The organism is Micromonospora arborensis, assembly GCF_003205615.1.
Classification (GTDB): domain Bacteria; phylum Actinomycetota; class Actinomycetes; order Mycobacteriales; family Micromonosporaceae; genus Micromonospora; species Micromonospora arborensis.
Genome location: NZ_PYBV01000006.1, coordinates 1 through 23,202 on the forward strand (window position 1 = coordinate 1; position 23,202 = coordinate 23,202).

General features: G+C 71.9%; 22 protein-coding genes and 1 pseudogene. 10 read left to right on the plus strand and 13 right to left on the minus strand.

The genetic code is table 11. The features are described from left to right. Nucleotides 1-24: 24 nt before the first annotated feature. The 6 genes from purE to mca form a co-directional block, all read right to left on the minus strand. Nucleotides 25-516, minus strand: a complete 492-nt coding sequence (gene purE, locus C7C45_RS05395; protein WP_110562601.1) for a 5-(carboxyamino)imidazole ribonucleotide mutase — start codon at nucleotides 514-516, stop codon at nucleotides 25-27. 26 nt (nucleotides 517-542) lie between these two features. Then, nucleotides 543-1,718: a 5-(carboxyamino)imidazole ribonucleotide synthase gene (locus C7C45_RS05400; RefSeq protein ID WP_110562541.1), complete on the minus strand. Its 1,176-nt coding sequence runs from the start codon at nucleotides 1,716-1,718 to the stop codon at nucleotides 543-545. 111 nt (nucleotides 1,719-1,829) lie between these two features. Further along, nucleotides 1,830-3,866 carry a thioredoxin domain-containing protein gene (locus C7C45_RS05405; protein ID WP_110562542.1) on the minus strand — a complete coding sequence of 679 codons (2,037 nt, stop codon included), beginning with the start codon at nucleotides 3,864-3,866 and terminating at the stop codon, nucleotides 1,830-1,832. A 28-nt stretch (nucleotides 3,867-3,894) separates the two neighbouring features. Further along, on the minus strand, nucleotides 3,895-6,426 hold the full coding sequence (locus C7C45_RS05410) for a putative bifunctional diguanylate cyclase/phosphodiesterase (RefSeq protein WP_110562543.1): 2,532 nt from the start codon (nucleotides 6,424-6,426) through the stop codon (nucleotides 3,895-3,897). Between the two features lie 179 nt (nucleotides 6,427-6,605). Next, a complete protein-coding gene (locus C7C45_RS05415; RefSeq protein ID WP_110562544.1) occupies nucleotides 6,606-6,899 on the minus strand; it encodes a hypothetical protein in 294 nt (97 codons plus the stop codon). Nucleotides 6,900-6,947: 48 nt separating this feature from the next. Beyond that, complete coding sequence (gene mca / locus C7C45_RS05420) at nucleotides 6,948-7,829, minus strand: mycothiol conjugate amidase Mca (protein WP_110562602.1); 882 nt, start codon at nucleotides 7,827-7,829, stop codon at nucleotides 6,948-6,950. Between the two features lie 200 nt (nucleotides 7,830-8,029). Here mca and C7C45_RS05425 point away from each other — a divergent pair, with 200 nt between their 5' ends. Then, nucleotides 8,030-8,470 (plus strand): DUF4307 domain-containing protein, encoded by a 441-nt coding sequence (locus tag C7C45_RS05425; RefSeq protein ID WP_110562545.1) that lies wholly within the window; start codon nucleotides 8,030-8,032, stop codon nucleotides 8,468-8,470. A gap of 156 nt (nucleotides 8,471-8,626) precedes the next feature. After that, a complete protein-coding gene (greA, locus tag C7C45_RS05430) occupies nucleotides 8,627-9,124 on the plus strand; it encodes a transcription elongation factor GreA (protein WP_110562546.1) in 498 nt (165 codons plus the stop codon). A gap of 61 nt (nucleotides 9,125-9,185) precedes the next feature. Here greA and ilvA read toward each other — a convergent pair whose 3' ends face one another. The 3 genes from ilvA to C7C45_RS05445 all read right to left on the minus strand — a co-directional run bounded on the left by ilvA (nucleotide 9,186) and on the right by C7C45_RS05445 (nucleotide 13,062). Further along, nucleotides 9,186-10,406 carry a threonine ammonia-lyase gene (gene ilvA, locus C7C45_RS05435; protein ID WP_110562547.1) on the minus strand — a complete coding sequence of 407 codons (1,221 nt, stop codon included), beginning with the start codon at nucleotides 10,404-10,406 and terminating at the stop codon, nucleotides 9,186-9,188. Nucleotides 10,407-10,496: 90 nt separating this feature from the next. After that, nucleotides 10,497-11,906, minus strand: a complete 1,410-nt coding sequence (locus C7C45_RS05440) for an amidase (RefSeq protein ID WP_110562548.1) — start codon at nucleotides 11,904-11,906, stop codon at nucleotides 10,497-10,499. A gap of 13 nt (nucleotides 11,907-11,919) precedes the next feature. After that, nucleotides 11,920-13,062: a cystathionine gamma-synthase gene (locus tag C7C45_RS05445; protein WP_110562549.1), complete on the minus strand. Its 1,143-nt coding sequence runs from the start codon at nucleotides 13,060-13,062 to the stop codon at nucleotides 11,920-11,922. A 91-nt stretch (nucleotides 13,063-13,153) separates the two neighbouring features. Here C7C45_RS05445 and C7C45_RS05450 point away from each other — a divergent pair, with 91 nt between their 5' ends. The 5 genes from C7C45_RS05450 (at nucleotide 13,154) to C7C45_RS05470 (ending at nucleotide 16,595) form a co-directional block, all read left to right on the plus strand. Continuing rightward, nucleotides 13,154-13,585 (plus strand): HIT family protein, encoded by a 432-nt coding sequence (locus C7C45_RS05450; RefSeq protein WP_110562550.1) that lies wholly within the window; start codon nucleotides 13,154-13,156, stop codon nucleotides 13,583-13,585. Between the two features lie 66 nt (nucleotides 13,586-13,651). Further along, nucleotides 13,652-14,314, plus strand: coding sequence for a peptide-methionine (S)-S-oxide reductase MsrA (gene msrA / locus C7C45_RS05455; protein ID WP_110562551.1), 663 nt, complete (start codon nucleotides 13,652-13,654; stop codon nucleotides 14,312-14,314). A 158-nt stretch (nucleotides 14,315-14,472) separates the two neighbouring features. Beyond that, nucleotides 14,473-14,835, plus strand: coding sequence for a YciI family protein (locus tag C7C45_RS05460; RefSeq protein WP_110562552.1), 363 nt, complete (start codon nucleotides 14,473-14,475; stop codon nucleotides 14,833-14,835). A 324-nt stretch (nucleotides 14,836-15,159) separates the two neighbouring features. After that, nucleotides 15,160-16,089, plus strand: coding sequence for a ribonuclease Z (locus C7C45_RS05465; RefSeq protein ID WP_110562553.1), 930 nt, complete (start codon nucleotides 15,160-15,162; stop codon nucleotides 16,087-16,089). Further along, nucleotides 16,086-16,595: a GNAT family N-acetyltransferase gene (locus C7C45_RS05470; protein ID WP_110562554.1), complete on the plus strand. Its 510-nt coding sequence runs from the start codon at nucleotides 16,086-16,088 to the stop codon at nucleotides 16,593-16,595. Before C7C45_RS05465 ends, C7C45_RS05470 begins: the two co-directional genes overlap by 4 nt. 231 nt (nucleotides 16,596-16,826) lie before the next feature. On the opposite strand, the gene C7C45_RS05480 is transcribed toward C7C45_RS05470, so the two are convergent. Together C7C45_RS05480 and C7C45_RS05485 are read right to left on the minus strand one after the other, a co-directional pair. Further along, the gene (locus C7C45_RS05480) at nucleotides 16,827-18,197 is read right to left on the minus strand and encodes a cystathionine beta-synthase (RefSeq protein ID WP_110562555.1); all 1,371 of its coding nucleotides are present in this window, start codon (nucleotides 18,195-18,197) and stop codon (nucleotides 16,827-16,829) included. A gap of 72 nt (nucleotides 18,198-18,269) precedes the next feature. Beyond that, nucleotides 18,270-18,626, minus strand: a complete 357-nt coding sequence (locus C7C45_RS05485) for a YkvA family protein (RefSeq protein ID WP_110562556.1) — start codon at nucleotides 18,624-18,626, stop codon at nucleotides 18,270-18,272. Between the two features lie 150 nt (nucleotides 18,627-18,776). On the opposite strand from C7C45_RS05485, the pseudogene C7C45_RS05490 reads away from it, so the two are divergent. The 3 genes and pseudogenes from C7C45_RS05490 to C7C45_RS05500 all read left to right on the plus strand — a co-directional run. Further along, a pseudogene (locus C7C45_RS05490) lies at nucleotides 18,777-19,858 on the plus strand (SGNH/GDSL hydrolase family protein); the annotation flags it as partial. After that, a complete protein-coding gene (locus tag C7C45_RS05495) occupies nucleotides 19,850-20,638 on the plus strand; it encodes an SGNH/GDSL hydrolase family protein (protein WP_425271114.1) in 789 nt (262 codons plus the stop codon). The pseudogene C7C45_RS05490 and the gene C7C45_RS05495, both read left to right, overlap by 9 nt. A 77-nt stretch (nucleotides 20,639-20,715) precedes the next feature. Then, nucleotides 20,716-21,978, plus strand: a complete 1,263-nt coding sequence (locus tag C7C45_RS05500) for an acetyl-CoA C-acetyltransferase (protein WP_110562559.1) — start codon at nucleotides 20,716-20,718, stop codon at nucleotides 21,976-21,978. A gap of 38 nt (nucleotides 21,979-22,016) precedes the next feature. Here C7C45_RS05500 and C7C45_RS05505 read toward each other — a convergent pair whose 3' ends face one another. After that, on the minus strand, nucleotides 22,017-22,337 hold the full coding sequence (locus C7C45_RS05505) for a hypothetical protein (RefSeq protein ID WP_110562603.1): 321 nt from the start codon (nucleotides 22,335-22,337) through the stop codon (nucleotides 22,017-22,019). A gap of 46 nt (nucleotides 22,338-22,383) precedes the next feature. Further along, nucleotides 22,384-23,142, minus strand: a complete 759-nt coding sequence (locus C7C45_RS05510) for a Bax inhibitor-1/YccA family protein (protein ID WP_110562560.1) — start codon at nucleotides 23,140-23,142, stop codon at nucleotides 22,384-22,386. Between the last annotated feature and the right edge of the window lie 60 nt (nucleotides 23,143-23,202).

The window sequence follows — 23,202 nt, forward strand, 5'->3', positions numbered from 1 at the left end:
CGGGGCGGGGCGGGGCGCGGGGCGTTAGGGGAGGGTTGCTTGGAGGGCTGCTTCTTTGGTGGCGACCAGCTTTTCCAGGTCTTGCTGGTAGGTCGTCATCTTGGCGCGCAGGCTCTCATCGGTGGCGCCGAGGATCCGCACGGCGAGCAGGCCCGCGTTGCGGGCGTTGCCGATCGACACGGTGGCGACCGGAACCCCGGCCGGCATCTGCACGATGGACAGCAGCGAGTCCATGCCGTCGAGGTGCTTCAGTGGCACCGGCACCCCGATCACCGGCAGCGGCGTCACCGAGGCGACCATGCCCGGCAGCGCGGCGGCACCGCCAGCCCCGGCGATGATCACTTTGAGACCGCGGTCGGCGGCGTCGCGGCCGTACTCGATCATCGCGACCGGGGTCCGGTGCGCCGAGATCACTCGCACCTCGTACGCCACACCGAAGTCGTCCAGCACCTCCGCGGCGGCGCGCATGGTCGGCCAGTCCGAGTCGCTGCCCATGATCAGACCGACCGTGCTCACTGGGATCTCCTTCTCGACCGAGGGGGTCACTCGTGCCCCTCGCGCAGCCAGCGCGCGGCCCGTGCGGCCCGCGCCCGTACGTCGTCCAGGTCGTCGCCGAGCACCGTGACGTGCCCGATCTTCCGGCCGGGCCGCACCTGCTTGCCGTAGAGGTGCACCTTGGCGCCCGGTTCGGCGGCGAACAGGTGGTGCAGCCGCTCGTCGATCGACATTCCGCCCGGCTCGCCGCCGAGCACGTTCGCCATCACCACTATCGGCGCGCTCAGCGCGGTGTCGCCCATCGGGTAGTCCAGCACTGCCCGCAGGTGCTGCTCGAACTGCGAGGTGCGGGCACCCTCGATGGTCCAGTGCCCGGAGTTGTGGGGGCGCATCGCCAGCTCGTTGACCACGATCGCGGGCCGGCCGGCGTCGTCGCGCACCTCGAAGAGCTCCACGGCCAGCAGGCCGATCACACCGAGCGCGGTGGCCAGGTCGATGGCGAGCTGCTGGGCGGCGACCGCCAGCTCCTCGTCCAGGCCGGGCGCCGGGGCCAGCACCTCCACGTTGATGCCGTCCCGCTGCACCGTCTCGACCACCGGGTACGCGGCCACCTGACCGAACGGCGACCGGGCCACCTGCACGGCCAACTCCCGGCGCAACGGCACCCGCTCCTCGACGATCAGCCGGGTGCCACCGGCGAGCAGCGTGGCTGCCAACTCGGCGGCTTGGGCGGCGTCGTCGACCATCCAGACGCCCCGGCCGTCGTAGCCACCCCGCGCCGCCTTGAGCACCACCGGCCAGCCGACCTGCTCGCCGAAGTCGACAAGGTCGGCGGGCTCACCGACCGGTCGCCAGGCCGGGTTGGGCGCACCCAGCTCGGTCAGGCGTTCCCGCATGACCTGCTTGTCCTGGGCGTGCAGCAGCGCGTCCGCCGGCGGGTACAGGGTCACCCCTTCCGCCGCCAGCGTGCGGATGTGCTCGTTGGGCACGTGCTCGTGGTCGAAGGTGACCACGTCGCAGCCCTTCGCGAAGGTACGCAGGGCGGCCAGGTCGGTGTGATCGCCGTACTGCACGTCGGCAGCGACGAGCGCCGCACCGTCGTCGGGGGCGGTCGCGAGCACACGCAGTGACTGGCCGAGGGCGATCGCGGCCTGATGGGTCATCCGGGCCAACTGGCCGCCACCCACCATGCCGACAACAGGCAGTCCGGTACGGGAATCCATAGCGCGGCCAGCCTATCCGGGCCACCGGCAGGCCCATCCGGAGGGCCGGCGACCCGCCCCGGAAGCGCCGCAGCGGTCACCCGGCGTGCGGCGTGGGCAGCTACGGTGCGCTCAGCCGAGCTCGGCGATCAACTCCTCGACCGAGGTGACCGGCCGCTGGCAGACGAAACCCCGGCAGACGTACGCGGCGGACCGCCCGTCGACCAGCGCCCGGTCGGCGAGCAACGGCACACCGGGCTGGTCCGGACGTCCGGCGACGACCACCGCCCCGGGCGGGGCATGGCGACGGGCGGCGGCCACCAGGGGGTCGCCCGCCGGGTCGTCGGTCGCCACGGCGATCTCGTACGGCCCGGAGAGCAGCGCCTCGCCGACCATGGCCGAGTACCCGGCGAACCGGGGGTGCTGCCCGACGATCGGCGCGACGGTGGCGAGCGCCGCCTCGGCGGCCTCCCGGTAGCGCGTCTCCCCGGTCAGCGCCGCGTACGCCACCAGCCCGGCGATCAGGGCCGACCGGCCGGACGGGGTGGCGTTGTCGGTCGGGTCAGCCGGGCGGGCGACCAGCCGTTCCGCGTCGTCGGCGGTGTCGTAGAAGGTGCCACCGGGCGCGGCGAAGTGCGCCAACGCGGTGTCCAGCAGCTCACCGGCCAGGGTGAGCCACCGGCCCTCGCCGGTGAGCTGGTGCAGTGCGCAGAAGGCCTCGGCCACACAGCCGTAGTCCTCCAGGACGCCGGCCGGTTCGCCGACCCTGCCGTCCCGGGAGACCCGGCGCAGCCGGCCGTCCACCAGGTGCACGGCGGCCAGGTGCTCGGCGGCCTGGCGCATCGCACCGTCGGCGACGATGGTCACGCCGTCCATCAGGTTGGCGTCCTCGTCCTGCGGGGACACGTACAGGGCGGCGACCTGCTGGAACTCGGCGATGGCGGTGATCGCCAGGCCGTTCCAGGCGGCCACCACCTTGTCGTCGCGGGCCGGCTGTGGGCGGGTGTCCCGGGCGTTGAGCAATCGCCCGACCACCTGCTGCCAGCGGGCGCGGACCTCGGGTGCGGCGTCGTCGACGTCCCGGGCGAGCCGCAGCACGCTCATGCCGTGCTCGAAGGTGCCCTCGTCGGTGACGGTGAACAGGTCGGCGGCGAACCGGCCGTCCTCCTCGCCCAGCGCCTCGACGAGTTGAGCGGGCGTCCAGGCGTAGGTGAGCCCCTCGACGCCCTCGGTGTCGGCGTCCAGGGCGGAGGCGAACCCCTCCCCCGGCCGGTGCAACTCGTCGGCGAGGAACCGGACGGTGTCCCGAGCGACCCGGCGGGCCAGTGGGTCACCGGTGAGCCGCCACAGCTGGGTGTAGACCCGCAGCAGCAACGCGTTGTCGTAGAGCATCTTCTCGAAGTGCGGCACCGTCCAGTGCGCGTCCACCGAGTACCGGGCGAAGCCACCGGCGAGCTGGTCGTAGATGCCGCCCCGGGCCATCGCCTCGGCGGTGTGCCGGGTGATCTCCAGGCTGGTCGGGTCGCCGGTGCGCTGGTGGTGGCGCAGCAGGAAGAGCAGGTTCATGTGCGGTGGGAACTTCGGGGCGCCCCCGAAGCCGCCGTTCGTGGCGTCGTACTCGCTGGCCAGCTTGGCGGCGGCGGCGTCGAGCAGCGGGGCGTCCAGCGGGGCGGTGGGGCCACCCACGGCCTGCGCGCCACCGATCGCCTCGACCACCGCGGCGCCCTGGCGCACCACCGCCTCGCGCTGCTCCCGCCAGGCCGTGGTGACCGACTGGAGCAACTGGACGAAGTTGGGCCGCGGAAAGTAGGTGCCGCAGAAGAACGGGGTGCCGTCCGGGGTGGCGAAGACGGTCATCGGCCAGCCACCCTGGCCGGTCATCGCCTGGGTCGCGGTCATGTAGACCGCGTCCACGTCCGGGCGCTCCTCACGATCCACCTTGATCGACACGAAGTTGTCGTTCATCAGGGCGCCGACCTGCTCGTTCTCGAACGATTCGTGCGCCATGACATGACACCAGTGACAACTCGAATACCCAACCGAGATGAGCACCGGGACGTCCCGCCGTTTCGCCTCGGCGAACGCCGCGTCGGACCAGGGCCACCAGTCGACCGGGTTACCGGCGTGCTGGAGCAGGTACGGACTGGTGGCGTCGACGAGTCGGTTCACCCGACGACCATAGTGCCTCCGGGTGCGGTCAGGAGGCGCCGTCGGCGCGGAGCCGGAACACGTTCGACTCCGCCGAGTCGCGGAGCGACCCCAGCACCGCGCCGATCTTGTCCGCCGGCATCGGCTTGAAGAAGTGGTAACCCTGCGCGGAGGTGCAACCCAGCTCGGCCAGGGCCATCCGCTGCTCGGCGGTCTCCACCCCTTCGGCGACCACCCGCAGCCCCAACTCGTGGGCGAGGCCCACGGTCGTCCGTACGATCGCCGCGGCCTCCGGGGAGTCGGCCATCCGGATCACGAAGGAGCGGTCCACCTTCAACTCGTCCACCGCGATCCGGGTGAGGAAGGTCAGCGACGAGAAGCCGGTGCCGAAGTCATCGACCGCGAGCTGCACGCCCATCGACCGGAGCGTGGCCAGCACCTCGTCGATGACCTCCAGCTCACTCATCACCACCGTCTCGGTGATCTCCAGGACGAGCCGGTGCGGTGGCACCTGGTGGCGGCGCAGCGCCTCGGCGATCTCCGCCGGCAACCGGGGGTCGAGCAGGCTGCGCGCCGACAGGTTGACCGAGATCGGGACGTCCAGACCTTCCCGGGCCCAGCCGGCGGCCACGCTGAGGGCCTTGTCCAGGACGTAGCGGGTGAAGGTGCCCAGTTGCTCGCTGTTCTCCACCGGACGGATGAAGTCGCCCGGGCTCAGCCATCCACGTCGGGGATGCTGCCAGCGGATCAACGCCTCGACGCCGGTGGGCGCACCGGTGGCCAGGTCGACCGCCGGTTGCAACGCCAGCACCAGCTGATCGTCGACCTTCAGCGCCTCGCGTAGCTCGGCCAGCAGGGCGAGCTGATCGGTGCTGGCCGCGTCGCGGGTGCCGTCGTACGCGGCGACGTTGCCGCCACCCTCCTTGGCCTGGTACATCGCGATGTCAGCCCGACGTAGCAACTCGGTCAGGTCGGCGGTGCCAGCGTCGGCCACCACCACCCCGACGGAGACCTCGATCGACATCCGGACGCCGGCCACCTCGGTCGGCGCGGCCAGCCGCTCGGCGATCTCGCGGGCCTGACGCAGTGCGTGGGCCATCGGGGCGACCCGGTCACCGAGCACCGGCACCGCGGTGAGCAGCAGAGCGAACTCGTCGCCGCCGAGCCGGCCGAGCAGGTCGCCGGGACGGACCAGGGCGCTGAGCCGGTCCGCGGTCAGCCGCAGCAACTGATCGCCCGCGGCGTGACCGAGGGTGTCGTTGACCTCCTTGAACTGGTTGATGTCCAGCAGCAGCAGCGCCACCGGGTGATCGTGCGCGAGATGCCGCAGCGACTGATCACCCTTGCCGAGCATCGCCGCCCGGTTGGCCAGCCCGGTGAGCGGGTCGTGCACCGCCTCGTACGACGAACGAGCGGTGACCAGCCGCAGCTCGCGGTGAGTTGCGGCGTCGTGCAGCGCGGCGGCGAGCGCGTCGCCGAATGCGGCCACCGCGTCGCGTTCCCGGGCGTTGGGCGGGGCGGCGCGGGGGAACCGGACCCGCAGCCGACCGACCGGGGCGGCACCGACCGACAGTTCCCGGCTCAGTTCGTGCTCGTCCGGCTCCGACCGGTCCGGTGAGCCCGTCTCACGGTCGACGAGTTGGCCGCCGGCGTCGCCTCGGTACCGATGCCACCGGCCGTCGCTCCGAGCCACGTCGACGTCGACAAGTTCGGCGTTGAACAGCGTCAGCGCTCCGGTGACCGCCGCGCTCGCCACGCCTCGCTCGTCGAGCTGATTGAGGGCTGCCGTGGCTTCGGCGAAGGCTCGCCAGGTGCGGCGCTCCTGGTCGGAGCGCAGCCGGTAGCGGTAGGTCTGCTGCAGCAGCCAGAGCAGCGGCGGCAGCAACAGCAACCAGCGTGCGTCGAGCTCCAGCAGCGCCACCACCACGAGACCGACCGCCACGTTGCCGACGAACATCAGGATCTTGCCGCGCAGCGCGGCGAGCAGCGGTGGCCCGATGGGCAGCCCGTGCCGCAGGCCCAGAGTCACCCCACCGAGCCAGGCGGTCACCAGGAGGTAGGTCACCGACCCGGCGATCACGGCCAGCGCCAGCATCGGGGTGGGCGGGGCGAGCAACGGCCGGCCGAGCGCGGTGGCCACGGAGACGGCCAGTGCCGACGCGGCGGCCAGCGACGCGGCGATCCGGACGATCTCCAGGGCCGGACGGCGGTCGTTGTGCAGTGAGAGCAGCGTCCAGGCCAGGCCGGTGCCGAGCAGCGTGGCGGACGGCAACCAGCCGGCCGGCGTCAGATAGAGGCACACGATCAGCGCGGCCTCGCCCCAGGTGATGCTGACCATGCCCGCCGCTGAGCGGAACCGCAGCCGGGCGAGTTGGGCGAGAGCGAGGACGGCGACAGCGATGCCGAATCGGGCCGGACCGCCGAGGGGGTCGTCGGCCGGCAGCCTGGCCGGGAGGGTCAACCCGACCGCGGAGGCGACCAGGGCGGTCAGGGTGACGGCGGCGGTGAGCACCAGCAGACGGCCCGGCGTGCCGCGCACCCCGAGCCGGTCGAATGGGTCGCCGGCCGGCCCGGAGGTCATCGACCTCCCCCGTCAGCCGACCGACCGACGTCGCGGCGGGCGGCCGGTGCTGTGCTGGTCATCGGCGCCCCCTTCCGCACACGGCTCGGGGACTTTTGGTCCCCCCGGCGGAAGGCTAAGCCAAACCGGGTGGCCGCAACAGGGGGCGACCAACCGGTTCGGCGTGAATCACGCGCTGACTACCCGTTCCGGTGCTGCTGGTGACCATTGGGACCGGGCGTGGATGAATCATGCCCTCCGGTCCCGTCTGTCGGATCGACGACTGCAGCATCGGCCCTGGTCGGATCGACCCGCCCCGCCTGCTGCGGGAACCGGTCAGGCAGGCGGCGCAGCCGAGAGTTCATGTTGCGGATCAGCAGGACGGTCGCGGCGGCCAGCAGCAGGATGAGGAAGAGGCCCATCGGCCCGGCCAGACCACCCGTGCGGGTGTCCCCGAAGTTGTTCTCCGCGAGCACCTGGGCAGCGGTCAGCATGACGTTCCTCCGATGTGCGATTGGTAACCAGCGTAGCCCCGACCGGGATCAGCGTGCGTGCGCCGTCTCCCGCACTCCCGCGAAGAGATCGGACTCGGGCAGCGGGCTGTCGACAAGTGAGCGGGCCAGTTCGAAGTCCTCGGTCGGCCAGGCGCGGCGCTGCAGCTCCATCGGGACGTGGAACCAGAAGCCGTCCGGGTCGACCTGGGTGGCGTGGGCGCGCAGCGCGTCGTCGCGGACCGGGAAGTATTCGGAGCACTCCACCCGCGTGGTGATCCGCGGGCCCTTGTCCGGCCGGTCCTCCCAGCGCTTGAGCCACTCCTCGTACGGCGACTCCTTGCCCGCGGCCAGCATGCCCTCGTGCAGGGCCATGATCTTGGCCTTGGAGAAGCCGATGTCGTAGTAGAGCTTCAGCGGCTGCCAGGGCGCGCCCAGCTCCGGGAAGCGCTCCGGGTCACCGGCGGCCTCGAACGCGGCCACCGTCACCTTGTGGCACATGATGTGGTCCGGGTGCGGGTAGCCGCCCTCTTCGTCGTACGTGGTGACCACGTGCGGACGGAACTCGCGCATCAGGCGCACCAGTGGACCGGCGGCCACTTCGACGTCCTGCAGGGCGAAACAGCCCTCGGGCAGCGGCGGCAGCGGGTCACCCTCGGGCAGCCCGGAGTCGACGAAGCCGAGCCAGGCCTGCTCGACGCCGAGGATCGCCCGGGCGGCGTCCATCTCGGCGCGACGAATCTCGCCGATGTTGGCCCAGACGTCGGGGCGATCGAGCTTGGGGTTGAGCACGCTGCCGCGCTCCCCGCCGGTGCACGTCACGACCAGGACATCCACGCCCTCGGCGACGTACTTGGCCATGGTCGCCGCACCCTTGCTCGACTCGTCGTCGGGATGCGCGTGCACGGCCATGAGACGCAGCTGCTCTGCCAACTTCGGCACTCCTCGTCTGTGCCGGCCGGTGGACCGACCGGGCTCGACCGGCTGACCGCCGGGATCGTTCCTCACCGCACCCTGTCGCCGGCCAGCCCCGCAGGGAGTGACCTGCCATTCCTGCCGCTGGACCGGGTGGGAAGATGGACTCTGTCATTCTTGCCGATGCCGCCGACAACAACGCCAGGAGATACCCGCCGGTGACCGAGACGCACGCCACAATTTCAGCAGGCGCTCCGGTATTTCCGGCCGGACGCTACGGCCGTCGCCGGGCGTCCGGCGGTAAACGCCGTCGTACGCTGCTGGCCGCGCTGGTACTGGTGGCGCTCGTGTCGACGCTGACCGTGATCTCGTTCCGGCTCTACCGCCAGTACGGCGATCCGGTCTACGACGCCCAGGTGATCACGTACACCGACATCACGGACAGTCAGGTGGTGGTGGACTTCCGGGTGACCGTTCCGGCGGGCGGATCGGCGGTCTGCGTGCTGCGGGCCCGAACCCACGCGGGTGCCGAGGTGGCCCGTGACCAGATCACCGTGACCGCCGAGCCGGGCAACCGGCACATCACGGCCCGGCACCGCCTGGCCACCACCGAGCGGCCGTTCATCGGCGAGGTCCTGCGCTGCCAACCTCCGTCCTGAGCTGCCCAAACGGCTCCGGGGACGAGGTTCGGAACGCGCCTACCCCCGGTGTCGGATCCGGACACCGGCGGTGATGGCCGACACGCTGTGTCGTACCGCACTGGTAACTTGGTAGTTCACCTGTCAGCCAGCCACGCACAACTGAGGAGAACGCCTGTGTCCACTGGCAACGAGGCGCCCGCCACCTGGCTGTCGCAGGACGCGCACGACCGCCTCCAGGCCGAGCTCGACGAGCACATCGCCAACCGCCCGGCCATCGCCGCCGAGATCAACGCTCGGCGCGAGGAGGGCGACCTGCGGGAGAACGGCGGCTACCACGCCGCCCGCGAGGAGCAGGGCAAGGCCGAGGGTCGCATCCGCTACCTGCAGGAGCTGCTGCGCACCGCGAAGGTTGGCGAGGCGCCGACGGCGGACGCGGTGTCGCCGGGCATGGTCGTGACGATCTACTTCGACGACGACGCCAACGACACCGAGACCTTCCTGCTCGGTTCGCGGGAGATCGCGGCCACCACCGACCTGACCGTCTACAGCCCCGAGTCGGCGCTCGGCAAGGCGATCCTGGGCGGCCGACCTGGGCAGACCTGCACCTACACGGCACCGAGCGGCGCCGACATCAAGGTGACAGTGGTCAGCTTCGAGCCGTTCTCCGGCTGATCGTCGCCGGCCGCACGGCACCACTCAGCGGCTCCGCTTCCGAGGCGTGGCACCACCGGTGTCACGCCTCGGCGGCGAAGACCACCTGGTAGCCGCTGGCCCGCAACGCGCTGATCAGCGTGTCCGAGTGCTCCACGCCCCGGGTCTCCACCGACAGCGCCACCTCCACCTCGCCGAGGCTGAGGTGCGGGTTGGCCCGCTGGTGCTCGACGTCCACCACGTTCGCCCGGTGCTCGGCGATCTGGCTGAGCAACGACGCGAGTTGCCCTGGCCGGTCCGAGCAACGCACGGTCACCCGGAGGTAGCGACCCGCGGCGGCCAGACCGTGCTCGATCACCCGCATCATCAGCAGCGGGTCGATGTTGCCGCCGGAGAGCACCGCGACCACCGGCGTCTCCACCTCGACCACGCCGGCCAGCAACGCGGCGACACCCACCGCCCCGGCCGGCTCGACCACCTGCTTGCCGCGCTCCAGCAGCATCAACAGGGCCCGGGAGATGTCTTCCTCGGAGACCGTCACGATCTCGTCGACCAGCTTGCGCACGTGGTTGAAGGTGATCTCCCCGGGCCGACCGACCGCGATGCCGTCGGCGATCGTGGAGAAGGTGGGCAGCCGGACCGGCTCACCGGCCACCAGCGAGGGCGGGAACGCCGCCGCGCCGGCTGCCTGGACGCCGATGATCCGGACGTCCGGTCGCAACGCCTTCGCGACCACCGCCATGCCCGAGATCAGGCCGCCACCACCGACCCCGGTGATGATCGTCTTCACCTCCGGGCACTGTTCGAGGATCTCCAACGCCACCGTGCCCTGACCGGCGATCACATCGGGGTGGTCGAACGGGTGGATCAACACAGCGCCGGTGCGCTCCGCGTACGTGTGCGCGGCGACCAGCGACTCGTCGACGGTGTTGCCGGCCAACTCGACCTGCGCGCCGTACCCCTTGGTGGCGGCCACCTTCGGCAGCGGCGCGTTGACCGGCATGAAGACGGTGGCGTGCGTGCCGACCAGACCGGCGGCGAGGGCGACGCCCTGCGCGTGGTTGCCCGCGCTCGCCGCGACCACGCCGCGCTCCCGCTCGGCCGCCGACAGCCGGGAGATCCGCACGTACGCGCCCCGCACCTTGTAGGAGCCGGCGCGCTGCACGTTCTCGCACTTGAGCCAGGTCGGCCCGCCCAGTGCCGCGCTGAGCGGGCGGGAGGGCTCCACCGGGGTGGTGCGGATGACACCAGCGAGCAACTCCCGTGCAGCCCGCACGTCGTCGAGACCGACCAGTTCCGTCATGCCCCGATCGTGCCACCCGCCTTCGGAGCCCTCAGCGGCGACACCGGGGGTCGCCAGGGGTGGCCTAGCCGGGTACGCAGCCCGTAACGATCAAGCAGCGGCCGGTGATCCCGTTCCGACCCGGGGGTAGCCGGGGGCGTGCCGTGCCCACGGGGCGGCCATCTCGAACTGGCCGGCCACACCGAGCAGCAGCAGCTCCGAGCCCGGCGGGCCGACCATCTGCACGGCGACCGGCAGGCCGTCCGGGCGGCGGCCGACCGGCACCACGACCGCCGGCAGGCCGGCGATGTTCCACGGTGCGGCGTACGGGGCGTACCGGATGTTGGCTGTCATGTTCGCCCGCCAGGACCGGTCGGACCAGCGTGCCGCCTCCGGCGGCGCGGTGGCCAGCGCCGGGGTGAGCAGCAGGTCGACCGAGTGGTCGGTGAAGAAGTCCACCGACCGTTGCCGCCAGGCGGCCCGGTCGGCCTCCCGTACGTAGCCGCGACGCTGCGCCCACTCGCCGAGCGCGACGTGCCGCCGGGTACGCCGCTGCAGACCTCGCCGGTCCAACCCGGAGGCCCGGACGTCGGTGGCGGCGGCGGCGAACCAGGTGGCGATGCCCCGCAGGCCCAGCGCGGTGGGATAGACCGGATCGGCCGGCACCGTGTCGTGCCCGGCAGCGGCGAGCAGCCGGCCGGCGGCGGCGACGGCGTCCCGGTTGGGCGCGTCCGGTGCGACGCCGCGCACCGGGGAGCGCAGCGAGACGCCCACCCGTAGCCGCTGCGGCGGGACCAGCTTCTCGGGACGCCGACCGGCGAGCACCGAGAAACCGACCGCCGCGTCGGCGACGGTGCTGGTCAACATGCCGTGCTCGGTGAGGCCGAACCAGTCGTCCGCGCCGAGCTGGCAGGGCACCACGCCCCGACCGGGCTTGAGCCCGACCAGACCGCAGCAGGCCGCGGGGATGCGGATCGAGCCGAGACCGTCGTTGCCGTGCGCGATCGGCACCAGCCCGGCGGCCACCGCGGCGGCGGCGCCGCCGGAGGATCCGCCAGGGGTACGCGTGCTGTCCCACGGATTGCGGGTCACCGCGCTGTCGTCGTCGGTGAGTGCCCACAGCCCCAGCTCGGGCATCCGGGTCACACCGAGGATCACCGCGCCGGCACCGCGCAACCGACGCACCACCTCGTGGTCAGCCTCCGCGACGTCGGTGCGCGCGGCCGCCGATCCGTTCCAGGTGGGCAGCCCGGCGACCGGAGTGTTCTCCTTGACCGCCACCGGCACCCCGGCCAGCGGCAGGTTCGCCAGGTCCTCCTGCTCGTCGACCTTCTCCGCCTCGGTGATCGCCTCGCCGCCGCGCACGGCACGGAACGCGGCCAGCTCACGATCGGCACGGCCGATGTACTCGAGGTGGTCGGCGACGACCTGGGTGGCCGACACGTCACCCCGGCGCACGCCCCGGGCGATCTGTTTGGCGGTCGCCCCGACCCAGGTCGCCATGATGTCCTGCACGGCCATCCTCCCCCAGCGGTCAGCCCAGCGCCTGCTCCAGATCAGCGAGTAGGTCGTCGACCGTCTCGATGCCGACAGACAGTCGCACGAGATCGCCGGGAACTTCAAGCGGCGAGCCGGCAGCACTTGCGTGTGTCATCCGACCCGGGTGCTCGATCAGGGATTCCACGCCGCCCAGCGACTCGGCGAGCACGAAGAGTCTGGCGCGGTTGCAGATCTCCACGGCGTGCTCCTCACCGCCGGCGGCACGGAACGAGATCATGCCGCCGAACCGGCGCATCTGCTTGGCGGCCACCTCGTGACCAGGGTGCGAGGGCAGCCCGGGGTAGATCACCTCGGCCACCCTCGCGTGCCCGTCGAGGTACGCGGCGAGCCGCTCGGCGTTGTCGCAGTGCCGGTCCATGCGTACCCCGAGGGTCTTGATGCCCCGCAGGGTGAGCCAGGCGTCGAACGGGCCGTTGATCGCGCCCATCGCGTTCTGGTGGTAGCGCAGTTCCTCGCCGAGCGCGCTGTCCGCGACGACGAGCGCGCCGCCGACCACGTCGGAGTGCCCACCGATGTACTTGGTGGTGGAGTGCACCACCACGTCCGCGCCGTGCGCGATCGGCTGCTGCAGGTACGGCGAGGCGAAGGTGTTGTCCACCACCAGCAGCGCGCCCGCGTCGTGTGCCACGGCGGCCAGGGCGGCGATGTCGGCGATGCCGAGCAGCGGGTTCGTCGGCGTCTCCAGCCAGACGATCTTCGTGCGACCGGGCTGCACGGCCGCCCGGATCGCGGCCGGGTCGGAGACCTTGGCCGGGGTGAACTCCAGGCCCCAGCGCTGGGCGACGCGGGCGAACAGCCGGTACGTGCCGCCGTACGCGTCGTCCGGGATCACCACGTGGTCGCCCGGCTGGCACACGGCCCGCAGCAGGGTGTCCTCGGCCGCCAGGCCGCTGGCGAAGGCGAGCGCCACCGACCCGCCCTCCAGCGCCGCGAGGCACTCCTGGAGCGCGTCGCGGGTCGGGTTGCCCGACCGGCTGTACTCGTAGCCGAGGCGGGGAGCGCCGACGGCGTCCTGCGCGTACGTGCTGGTCTGGTAGATCGGCGGAATCACCGCGCCGGTACGGGCCTCAGGGTCCTGACCGGCGTGGATGGCGAGCGTTTCGAAGCCGTGACTCATTCTGGTGAGGCTAGTGCCCCGTCTCGAGGGCTGGAACGGAACCCGCGCTCCCGCGACTGCCGTTGCGGGAACGCCGACATAGCCTGGGTCGATGAGCGGGTGCGTGTTCTGCGGGATCGTCGCGGGCGAGGTGCCGGCGTTCCGGGTGGCCGACACCCCGGACGGGGTCGCCTTCCTGGACACCCGGCCGGTGTTCAGGGGGCACGTGCTGGTGGTGCCCCGGGTCCATCTGGTGACCCTGGCCGAGTTGCCCTCCGATCTGCTGCCCGGCTACTTCGCGCTGGTGCGGCGGGTGGCGGTGGCCGTGGAGACCGGTCTCGGGGCCGGTGGGACGTTCGTGGCGATGAACAACAAGGTGTCCCAATCGGTGCCCCACCTGCACACGCACGTGGTACCCCGGACCAAGGGGGACGGGCTGCGCGGGTTCTTCTGGCCGCGCACGCGGTACGACGACGACACCCAGGCCCAGACGTACGCCGACCAGGTTGCCGCCGCCCTTCCGATGGGGTCTGACTCACGCTGACGCGGGTAAGGAAGCTGAACCCACCGGTGTTACACGCTGGGAGAGGTACGAGAGGAGATCCCCACCGTGTTCTTGCGCCGTATGAACGCCGAGATGATTTCGCCCGACCAGGCCCTCCCGGGCCGCCAGATCGCCATGCCCGTCGCTGACCGGCACGAGGTGCTGGGCACCCAGCTGAAGGGCCCGTTCCCCGAGGGGCTGCAGGTCGCCGTCTTCGGCATGGGCTGTTTCTGGGGAGCCGAGCGGCTGTTCTGGACGCTGCCCGGCGTTTACACCACCTCCGCCGGCTACGCCGGTGGCATCACCAGGAACCCGACGTACGAGGAGACGTGTTCCGGTCGGACCGGGCACGCCGAGGTCGTCCAGGTGGTGTACGACCCCAGCAAGATCACCTATGAGGACCTGCTGAAGGTCTTCTGGGAGAACCACGACCCGACCCAGGGCATGCGCCAGGGCAACGACGTGGGCACCCAGTACCGGTCGGCGATCTACACGACCACCGACGAGCAGCGGGCCATCGCCGAGTCGTCCCGGGATGCCTTCCAGCCGATCGTGACGCGAGCCGGCAAGGGTGAGATCACCACCGAGATCGCTCCGCTCGACAGCTACTACTTCGCCGAGGACTATCACCAGCAGTACCTGGCCCCGACGAAGAACCCGAACGGTTACTGCAACCACGGCCCGAACGGGCTGAGCTGCCCGGTCGGCGTCGCACGAGTCGGCGGCTGACCACCGCCATTGCGTTAACTGGCAAGGCCACTGGGTTTCGAACCCAGTGGCCTTGTTCGGTGTTGGGGTCATTTCCGGCCCGAGTGTCGTATCCGCCCGGCGCCGTTCGTAGCGAAGATGGAGGCAGACAAGGGTCCGCCCGGGACGAGGGAGCAGACATGGCCGAATACCTCATCTACTTCAACCAGCAGTGGGTGGGCGACCATACTGAGGAGTGGTTTCGCGGGCGCGGGCCACTGGCCGCGGCGGTCGTGGACGAGATCAAGGCGGCCGGGGCGTACGTGTTCGCCGGGGGCCTGGAAGAGGACGGCCCCGTCTCCAGTGCCGACGCCACGAGCGGCACGTTGAGGTTCACCGACGGGCCCTACGTCGAAACCAAGGAGTGGCTGGGCGGGCTGACCGTGGTGGACGTGGCCGACGAGGAAACGGCCCGGATGTGGGCCGGCAAGCTCGCGGAAGCATGCGGCTGGCCACAGGAGGTCCGACGGTTCGGCCACCTGCCGCAACCCGCTGACGAGTGAGGCGGCCGGGCATTCCCGTTTGGCCCTGTGATCGAAATCCGTTGCCGAGCCCGGCGAGGCTCGATAACGTGGCCGTACACGTGAAAGGAGGTGGTCCAGACTTGTATAGCAATCGGACTCGTGAGGTGGCTGTCAGCTAGCCGCTGTCCTCGACAGTGATCGGTCCGCCCTAAGGCGGGCACCAGCACCATCGTCGAGACCGTGTGGCAGCGGTGCGGCGAATCCACGACAGCCACCCGACCCCCGGGGTGCCGGCCAAGTCCAGCCGGCCCGCGCACCAGCGCGGAGCGCCCCGGGGGTCGCTCCATATCCGGGGGAGCGGCGATGTCCATGCGCGAGCTGGTGGTGCTGGGGACGGCCAGCCAGGCGCCGACCCGCCAGCGCAACCACAACGGGTACGTGCTGCGCTGGGACGACGAGGTGATCCTCTTCGACCCGGGTGAGGGCAGCCAGCGTCAGCTCCTGCACACCACTGTCACCGCCACCGACCTGACCCGGATCTGCGTCACCCACTTCCACGGCGACCACTGCCTCGGCCTGCCCGGCACCATCCAGCGGCTCTCCCTGGACCGGGTGGCGCACCCGGTGGCCGTGCACTTTCCCGCCGGCGGCGCCGAGTATTTTGCCCGGCTCCGGCACGCCACCTCCTTCTACGAGACCGCCGAGCTGCGGGTCGAGCCCATCGAGGCGGACGGGCAGCGGATCACCCTGGGCTGCGGCACGCTGGAGGCACGCCGGCTGCGACACCCCATCGAGACGTACGGGTACCGGCTGGTCGAGCCGGACGGCCACCGGATGCTGCCGGAGAAGCTGACCGCGTACGGCATCGCCGGGCCGGCCGTCGGCGAGCTGATCCGCGTCGGGCACCTGGACCTCAACGGACGCCGCGTCACCCGCGACGAGGTGAGCGTGCCCCGGCCCGGGCAGCGGTTCGCGTTCGTGATGGACACCGGCCTCTGCGACGGGGTGTACGCCCTCGCCGAGCACGCCGACCTGCTGGTCATCGAGTCGACCTTCCTGGAGTCGGAGGCCGCGCTCGCCGCCGAGGTCGGCCACCTGACCGCGGCGCAGGCCGCCCGGGTGGCGACCGAGTCCGGGGTACGCCGGCTCGTGCTCACCCACTTCTCCCAGCGCTACAGCGACCCGCGCCGGTTCCACGACGAGGCACGCGCGCACTTCGACGGTGACCTGATCATCGCCGAGGACCTGACCACGGTGCAGCTCCCACCCCGCCGGGTAGCCTCGGCCGGGTGACCGTCACGCTCCGCCCCGCGACCGATGCCGATCTGATGGCGGTGGGTGCCCTGCACCAGCGCTCCCGGGTCGCCGCGTACTCCGCCTTCCTGCCGGCCGAGGCGCTGGCCGACCCGACGCCGGAGGCGATGGGCCGGTACTGGGTCGAGCGGTGGCAGTGGGAGCGCGACACCCACCGGATGACCGTGGCCGAGCGGGCCGGGGAGTTGGTCGGGTTCAGCCACCTGGGCCCGGACGACGAGGACGACCCGGCCACCGGGCTGCTCAACGCGATCCATCTCGACCCGGCCGAGCAGGGCCGCGGCACCGGCCGCGCGCTGATGGTCGACGCGTTGGACGCCATGCGGGCACGGGCCTGGCGACGCGCTGTGCTGTGGGTGCTCCGGGACAACGCCCACGCTCGCGCCTTCTACGAGCGCGGCGGCTGGACGCCCACGGGCGACGAACGAGACGAGACGATCGGCTCGGCGCCAACCCGACAACTCCGCTACACCCGAAACCTCTAACCCACCCCACCCGCCCCGCCCCGCCCCGCCCCGCCCCGCCTCGCCCCACCCCGCCTCGCCTCGCCCCGCCCCGCCTCGCCTCGCCGATCTTGCACTTTCTGCAGCGACAAAGCGCCGCAACAGCGACCTTCACGCGACAGCAAGTGCAAGATCGGCGGGGCGGGGGTAGGGGTAGGGGCGGGGCGGGGTGGGGGCAGGGCGGGGTGGGGGCAGGGCGGGGCGGGGCGCGGTTTAGTTGGCGCCTAGGTGGGCCAGGAGGTCTTGGCGGGTTAGGACGCCCTTGGGCTTGCCGTCGACCAGGACCAGCGCCGCGTCGGACTTCTCCAGCAGGCCCACGGCCTCGCTCACCGGCTGACCGCCGCCGATCATCGGCAGTGGGTCGCCCATGTGCCGCTCGATCGTGTCGTGCAGGTGCGCCTGGCCGGTGAACAACGCGTCGAGCAGGTCCCGCTCGGCGATCGAGCCGGCCACCTCGCCGGTCACCACGGGCGGCTCGGCCTTGAGCACCGGCAGTTGCGAGACGCCGTACTCGCGCATGTAGTCGATCGCGTCACGGACCGTCTCGGTGGGGTGCACGTGCACCAGCTCGGGTAGCCCGCCCGGCTTGCTGGCCAGCGCGTCGGCCACCGTCGGCTCCGCGCCGGAGTTGTCGAGGAAGCCGTACCGGGCCATCCACGAGTCGTTGAAGATCTTGGAAAGGTAGCCCCGGCCGCCGTCCGGCAGCAGCACCACCACCACGTCCTCGGGGCCGGCCTTGCGGGCGACCTCCAGCGCGGCGACCACCGCCATCCCGCAGGAGCCACCGACCAGCAGCCCCTCCTCACGGGCCAGCCGTCGGGTCATCTCGAAGGACGCCTTGTCGGAGACCTCGACGATCTCGTCGGCAACACCCTGGTCGTACGTCTCCGGCCAGAAGTCCTCGCCGACGCCCTCCACCAGGTACGGCCGGCCGGTGCCGCCGGAGTAGACCGAGCCCTCCGGGTCGGCGCCGATGACCCGCACCCGCCCCTCGGAGGCCTCCTTGAGGTACCGGCCGATGCCGGAGATGGTGCCGCCGGTGCCGACGCCCGCAACGAAGTGGGTCAACCCGCCTTCGGTCTGCTTCCACAGCTCCGGGCCGGTGGTCTCGTAGTGCGAGCGCGGGTTGGCCGGGTTGCTGTACTGGTTGGGCTTCCAGGCGCCGGGAATCTCCCGGGTCAGCCGGTCGGAGACGTTGTAGTACGAGCGCGGGTCCTCCGGGGCGACTGCGGTCGGGCACACCACCACCTCGGCGCCGTACGCCCGGAGCACGTCCTGCTTGTCCTGGCTGACCTTGTCGGGGCAGACGAAAACGCACTTGTAGCCCTTGAGCTGGGCCACCAGGGCCAGCCCGACACCGGTGTTGCCGCTGGTCGGCTCGACGATGGTGCCGCCGGGCTTGAGCAGGCCGGCGGCCTCGGCGTCCTCCACCATCCGCAGCGCGATCCGGTCCTTCACCGAGCCGCCCGGGTTGAGGTACTCCACCTTGGCGAGCACGGTGGCCTGGATGCCCTCGGTGACGCTACGCAGGCGTACCAGCGGGGTGTTGCCGATCATGTCGACGACGTTGTCGTAGTACTGCACGGTGTGCCCTTCGTTGCGGCGCCGGCGATGGCGGCCGGGCAGACGTTTCCTCGCCGCCCAGCGTACGTGCCGTCAGGGCACCAGCCGCCCGGGGATGACAGAGCTGCGGCGGGTCTCCCACTCCAGGAAGCGATCGGTTTCGGCGAGCACGCTGCCGGCCAACCAGGTGATCATGACCGCATCGTCGGCCAACCCGAAGATGGCCAGCGGGATCTCCGGGAGCAGGTCGATCGGCGACACGATGTACGCCGTCGCCGCGGTCATCAGGGCCAGCCGGAGGCCGCCGTCGTACTCCCCTCTGGTGGTGGCCCGGATCATCCGGGGCAGCGCGGCCAACCGCGTGCCCAGCGACGGCCCACCGCGAGCCCCGGCCGCCAGGGCCCGCGCCAGGGCCGTGAACGCCGCGCTGCGCTTCAGTGTCTTCCCCATCGTCGCGCTCCTCTCCGCCGGATCAGCGTGGCGGGTCGACGCAAGCCGGCCGGCCTCTCCCGCACAGATACCCCGGTGCGTCGGTTTCCAGGCACCCGCGTGCCGTCACGACGACAGCGGCGTGTCGGGGCGGCGCGATAATGTCGCGGTATGGGGGTGGCTGATTCCGTCGTACCCGGTGGCGAACGCTGGCGACAGGCCCGGCGGTTCGCCCGGCTGGCGGCGATCGGGACGGGTGTCACCGCGGTGGCCGCGGTGGCGACCGGCGGGGTGCTGCTCGGCCAGGCCCGGCAGGCCCGACGCACCATCCCGATGGCCGAGGCGCCGCCACCGCGCTGCGACGGGATCTACGGCGCGAAGTTCCCCGGCCCAGCGCTCACCATGGTCGTGCTCGGTGACTCCTCGGCCGCCGGCTACGGCGTGCACCGCCGCCGGGAGACACCCGGCGGGCTGCTCGCCACCGGCCTGTCCCGTCGACTGCACCGGCCGGTGCAGGTGCATCGCTTCGCGGTGGTGGGCGCGATCTCCGCGGCGCTCCGCCACCAGGTGGAGGCGGCGTTGGAGTGCCGACCCGACATCGCGGTGATCCTCATCGGTGGCAACGACATCACCAACCGCACCCCTCGCGGGTTGGCGGTGCGCTACCTCGTCGAGGCGGTGCACAGTCTGCGCGACGCTGGCTGCGAGGTGGTCGTCGGCACCTGCCCCGACCTGGGCGCGATCCGCCCGATCCAGCCGCCTCTGCGCTGGCTGGCGCACCGGTGGAGCCGCCAGCTCGCCGCAGCTCAGACGGTAGCGGTGGTCGAGGCGGGCGGTTGGACGGTCTCCCTCGGTGATCTGCTCGGCCCTCGGTTCGCCGCCGAGCCGACCCGCATGTTCGCCTGGGACCGGTTCCACCCCTCCGCCGAGGGTTACGCGATGGCCGCCGCCGCGCTCCTGCCGACGATGTTGTCCGCGCTCGGCGCAGGGCAGGAACGACGGGCCACACCGACTCGGGGCGAGGGCGTACGGTCGCTGGCAGAGGCCGCCCAGGAGGCGGCCCGGCACGCGGGCACGGAGGTGAGCGGCACCCAGGTCCGGGGCCACGACCGGGGGCCGGCCGGCCGGTGGGCGCAGTTGCGCCGCCGGGCGTTCTTCGGTGTCGGCGCGGTGCCGGAGCACGGGTCCGCCCCGGACACCTCGACAGTGGAGGGACTGGCATGAACGAGCGCAGCGAGCGGGGCGTGACCGCCGGCCTCGCCGGCCGGCTGGGTCGGGCGGCGGCACTCTCGCTGCTGGCCGGCACCGTGGGAGGCGCCGCCGTGCTGGCCGGTGAGGCGTTCGTCGCCCGGCACCGACGCTACGCCCAACCGGAGCTGGGGCTGGCCCTGCGGGCCACGATCGGCCGATCGGGCGCTCCGCCGCTGCGGCTGGTGCTGCTCGGCGACTCGTCGGCCCTGGGGGTGGGTGTCGACCGTCTCGAGGACACCATCGGCGGGCAGTTGGCCAACCTGCTCGCCGAGGGCCCGACCGGCCGGCGCGTGCACCTGTCCAGCGTCGGCGTCTCCGGGTCCCGCTCGACGGACCTGGCCACCCAGGTCGCCCGGGCCCTGCTCGGTGAACGACCGGACGTGGCGCTGATCCTGATCGGCGCGAACGACGCCACCGGTCTGCGCCGACCGTCCGACGCTTCGGCCTATCTGGGCGCGGCGGTGCACCGGCTGCGCGAGGCACGGGTCGAGGTGGTGGTGGGCACCTGCCCCGATCTCGGCGCGGTTCGTGCGATCGCGCCTCCGCTACGCCAGGTGGTCGGCTGGTCCGGGCGTCGGATGGCCCGTGCACAGACGACGGCCGTGCTGGACGCGGGCGGCTCGGTGGTCGACCTCGCCACCGAGACCGGGCCGGTGTTCCGCGCCGACGCGGGGACGCTCTGCCACGACGGCTTCCACCCCTCCGCCGACGGCTACCGGGTGTGGGCGCATGCGCTGCTGCCGGCCATCGCCGCCGCGGCGACGGTCGCGACCCGACGCTAGATCACCCCGACCGGGGTGACATTTCCCGCCGCGCCGGCTTCTTCCGCGCCATGTTACCGGCGGGTTAACGTTGGCCCATGCCGATTGAGTCGTCCCGCGACGCCGTCATCGTCGCCACCGCCCGCTCCCCCATCGGCCGGGCGCACAAGGGGTCCCTGCGCGACGTCCGCCCCGACGACCTCGCCGCGACCATCGTCCAGGCCGCCCTGGACAAGATCCCCCAGCTCGACCCGACCACGATCGACGACCTCTACCTCGGGTGCGGCCTGCCCGGCGGCGAGCAGGGCTTCAACATGGCCCGGGTGGTTTCCACCCTCCTCGGTCTGGACACTGTGCCCGGCGCCACGCTGACCCGCTACTGCGCCTCGTCGTTGCAGACCACCCGGATGGCGATGCACGCGATCCGGGCCGGCGAGGGCGACGTGTTCGTTTCCGCCGGTGTGGAGATGGTTTCCCGTTACGCCCGGGGCAGCTCCGACGGGCTGCCACCCGAGGCGCAGGCCCTGGTCGGCGGCGGCTGGGAGAATCCCCGCTTCGGGGCGGCCGGTGAGCGCTCGAAGCGCCGCGCGCAGGGCGGCGCCGAGGCGTGGACCGACCCGCGCGAGGCCGGTGAGCTGCCCGACATCTACCTGACCATGGGGCAGACCGCGGAAAACCTGGCCCAGGTGTACGACGTGACCCGCGCCGACATGGACGAGTTCGGCGTACGCAGCCAGAACCTCGCCGAGAAAGCCATCGCCGACGGCTTCTGGGCCCGGGAGATCACCCCGGTCACCACGCCGAACGGCACCGTGGTGAGCAGCGACGACGGTCCCCGCGCCGGCGTCACCCTCGACGCGGTCGCCGGACTGAAGCCGGTGTTCCGCCCGGACGGCCGGATCACCGCGGGCAACTGCTGCCCGCTCAACGACGGCGCGGCCGCCGTGGTGGTGATGAGCGCCCAGCGGGCCGAGGAACTCGGCCTCACCCCGCTGGCCCGGATCGTCTCCACCGGGGTGACCGCCCTGTCGCCGGAGATCATGGGTCTCGGGCCGGTCGAGGCGTCCCGGCAGGCGCTGCGCCGGGCCGGCATGACCATCGACGACGTCGACCTTGTCGAGATCAACGAGGCGTTCGCCGCGCAGGTCATCCCCTCCTACCGCGAGTTGGGCATCCCGGAGGAGAAGCTGAACGTGATGGGTGGTGCGATCGCGGTCGGTCACCCGTTCGGCATGACCGGCGCCCGGATCACCGGCACCCTGCTCAACGCCCTGGAATGGCACGACAAGACCATCGGCCTGGAGACCATGTGCGTGGGCGGCGGCCAGGGCATGGCCATGGTGCTCGAACGACTCAGCTGAGCCTGGGCCTACCGGCCGCGACGCTCGCCGGGTCGACGTCAGAGCGCGCTGCGGGTCGCCGTCACCTCGGCGGCGGCCCGCGCCAGCGTCTCGGCCCCCGGGCCGGCGGCCACCAGATCGGCCGCCACGACCCGCAACTGGTCGGGCAACGCCAGGTCGTTGTCGAGCCGGGGCACCACCCGCCGGGGCTCACCCTCGGCGTCAGCGGCCAGGTTGGCGATCTCCTGCACCAACCGGTGCACCAGGTCGGCACGGGACACGTTGCCGGCGGTCGCGACCGCTGCCCACCGCGGCGGCTGCCAGTGCCCGACCTGACGGACCAGCAACTGCACGGCCTGATCCAACTCCGCTGCGCTCATCGCCGCCGAGTCTACGGCCGGCACCGGCACCGCCACGGCGGGCCGGTCAACGGCGTAGGTAGCTGAGCAGCCGCAGGATCTGCCAGTAGAGGAACACCAACCCGGTGAGCAGGCCGAACGCGCTCAGCCACGCGTACCGGCGGGGTCGACCGTCGCGCACCGAACGCTCGACGAGGTCGAAGTCGAGGATGAAGCTGAACGCCCCGGCGATGATGGCCACCACCGAGAAGGCGTACGGCACCCAACCGACCTCCCCACTGACGCTGTAGACCGCCAGACCCGGTCGTCCGGAGATCAGGTACGACACCAGGTTGACCACGCTGAGCACGGCGATGCCGAGCAACGTGCCGATCACCAGCCGAGCCAGCCGGGGCGTCGCCCGGATCACCCGGGCCCGGTAGAGCGCCGCCATGCCGAGGAAGACGCCGAAGGTGCCGGCCACCGCCTGCACCACGATGCCCGGGTAGACCTGCTCGAAGGTGCGACTCGCCACCCCCAGCAGCAGACCCTGGAGCACGGCGTAGCCGACAATCGGCGCCGGGTTGGTGATCCCCCGCAACGAGATGACCAAGACCAACGCGATGGAGGCGAGGGCGCTGCCGGCCAGCGCGGCGCCGAGCCACACCGCGTCGGGGATCACCGCCCAGGACACCACCGCCGCCGCGCCGGTGACCAGCAGCAGCCCGACGGTACGGGTCACCACGTCGTCGACGGTCATCGGCTCGACGTCACGGGCGCCGAGCACCCGGGCCTCCACCCGGCCGGTCTCGTCCAGCCGGTTGAGCACCGGGTTGTTACTGCGCACCGCTGCCTCCTTCGCCCGCGTACCCCCAGGGCTTGTGTCAAAGCCTCGCAGTCACTCTCC

Bases quoted from the DNA above. Each gene is read 5' to 3' on its own strand.
- C7C45_RS05440 (WP_110562548.1), bottom strand. From the start codon at position 11,906: ATGGCCGTGCAGGACATCATGGCGACCTGGGTCGGGGCGACCGCCAAA.
- C7C45_RS05445 (WP_110562549.1), bottom strand. From the start codon at position 13,062: ATGAGTCACGGCTTCGAAACGCTCGCCATCCACGCCGGTCAGGACCCT.
- C7C45_RS05460 (WP_110562552.1), top strand. From the start codon at position 14,473: ATGGCCGAATACCTCATCTACTTCAACCAGCAGTGGGTGGGCGACCAT.
- C7C45_RS05485 (WP_110562556.1), bottom strand. From the start codon at position 18,626: ATGGGGAAGACACTGAAGCGCAGCGCGGCGTTCACGGCCCTGGCGCGG.
- ilvA (WP_110562547.1), bottom strand. From the start codon at position 10,406: ATGACGGAACTGGTCGGTCTCGACGACGTGCGGGCTGCACGGGAGTTG.
- C7C45_RS05415 (WP_110562544.1), bottom strand. From the start codon at position 6,899: ATGCTGACCGCTGCCCAGGTGCTCGCGGAGAACAACTTCGGGGACACC.
- C7C45_RS05465 (WP_110562553.1), top strand. From the start codon at position 15,160: ATGTCCATGCGCGAGCTGGTGGTGCTGGGGACGGCCAGCCAGGCGCCG.
- C7C45_RS05500 (WP_110562559.1), top strand. From the start codon at position 20,716: ATGCCGATTGAGTCGTCCCGCGACGCCGTCATCGTCGCCACCGCCCGC.
- C7C45_RS05400 (WP_110562541.1), bottom strand. From the start codon at position 1,718: ATGGATTCCCGTACCGGACTGCCTGTTGTCGGCATGGTGGGTGGCGGC.
- C7C45_RS05450 (WP_110562550.1), top strand. From the start codon at position 13,154: ATGAGCGGGTGCGTGTTCTGCGGGATCGTCGCGGGCGAGGTGCCGGCG.
- C7C45_RS05410 (WP_110562543.1), bottom strand. From the start codon at position 6,426: ATGACCTCCGGGCCGGCCGGCGACCCATTCGACCGGCTCGGGGTGCGC.
- C7C45_RS05505 (WP_110562603.1), bottom strand. From the start codon at position 22,337: ATGAGCGCAGCGGAGTTGGATCAGGCCGTGCAGTTGCTGGTCCGTCAG.